The following is a 1,048-nucleotide window of genomic DNA, read 5'->3' on the forward strand; positions in this document are numbered from 1 at the left end:
GGTCCTTTTATCGATCTTCACCTCATTAAGAAGGTCGAAACAGCGATCGAAAAAAATGATCGTCGTCCAATCAAAACCTGGTCGCGGCGCTCAATGATCATGCCAGAAATGGTTGGTCTGACGCTGGCAGTACACAATGGTCGTCAGCACGTGCCCGTCCTGGTGAATGAAGAAATGGTTGGACACAAACTTGGCGAGTTTGCGGCTACCCGCACCTATCGCGGTCATGTCGCAGACAAAAAAGCGAAAAAGCGCTAAGCGCTAATAGTGCCTACGAGGTAACACGATGGAAGTAGCAGCAAAACTCAGCGGTGCTCGTCTGTCGGCGCAAAAAGCGCGCTTGGTAGCCGATCAGATTCGCGGAAAAGGTGTAGAGGAGGCGTTGGACCTTCTGGCATTCAGCCCTAAAAAGGGCGCCGCGATTATCAAGAAGGTGCTCGAGTCCGCAATTGCGAATGCCGAACACAACGAAGGCGCCGACGTCGATGAACTGAAAGTGTCCACGATTTTTGTGGATGAAGGTTTGAGCATGAAACGTATCAAGCCTCGCGCTAAAGGTCGTGCTGATCGCATTCTTAAGCGCACTTGTCATATCACCGTTAAAGTAGCCGACCAGTAAGAGAGCAGGCGTTATGGGTCAGAAAGTAAATCCGACAGGTATTCGTCTGGGTATCGTCAAGAAGCATACCTCAGTGTGGTATGCCGGCAGCGATCAGTACGCAGACAAACTCAACAATGATTTGGCAGTGCGTTCTTACATTCAGGGCAAATTGTCCAGCGCGTCTGTAAGCCGCGTGGACATTGAGCGTCCCGCCAATACCGCACGTATTACCATTCACACTGCCCGTCCGGGCATCGTGATTGGTAAGAAAGGCGAAGACGTGGATCGTCTGCGTGCAGAAGTGAGCGAGCGCATGGGTGTGCCAGTGCACATCAACATTGAAGAGATCCGTAAGCCTGATCTGGATGCTTCACTGGTTGCCCAGAATGTCGCTCAGCAGCTGGAGCGCCGCGTGATGTTCCGCCGTGCCATGAAGCGTGCCGTGCA

Annotated in this window: 3 protein-coding genes; all 3 read left to right on the forward strand. The window is 52.4% G+C overall.

Annotated features, from left to right (window positions below; translation table 11 throughout):
* On the forward strand, positions 1-258 hold a 258-nt coding region (gene rpsS, locus B3187_RS02625), incomplete at its 5' end, for a 30S ribosomal protein S19 (RefSeq protein ID WP_286804479.1).
* A gap of 28 nt (positions 259-286) precedes the next feature.
* Positions 287-619, forward strand: a complete 333-nt coding sequence (rplV, locus tag B3187_RS02630; protein ID WP_024462479.1) for a 50S ribosomal protein L22 — start codon at positions 287-289, stop codon at positions 617-619.
* 13 nt (positions 620-632) lie between these two features.
* On the forward strand, positions 633-1,048 hold a 416-nt coding region (gene rpsC / locus B3187_RS02635), incomplete at its 3' end, for a 30S ribosomal protein S3 (protein ID WP_286804480.1).

Origin of the sequence: Marinimicrobium sp. UBA4209 (assembly GCF_002381585.1) — a bacterium.
GTDB lineage: Bacteria > Pseudomonadota > Gammaproteobacteria > Pseudomonadales > Cellvibrionaceae > Marinimicrobium > Marinimicrobium koreense.

Coding starts and splice junctions, on each gene's coding strand:
- rplV (WP_024462479.1), top strand. CDS start 287: ATGGAAGTAGCAGCAAAACTCAGCGGTGCTCGTCTGTCGGCGCAAAAA.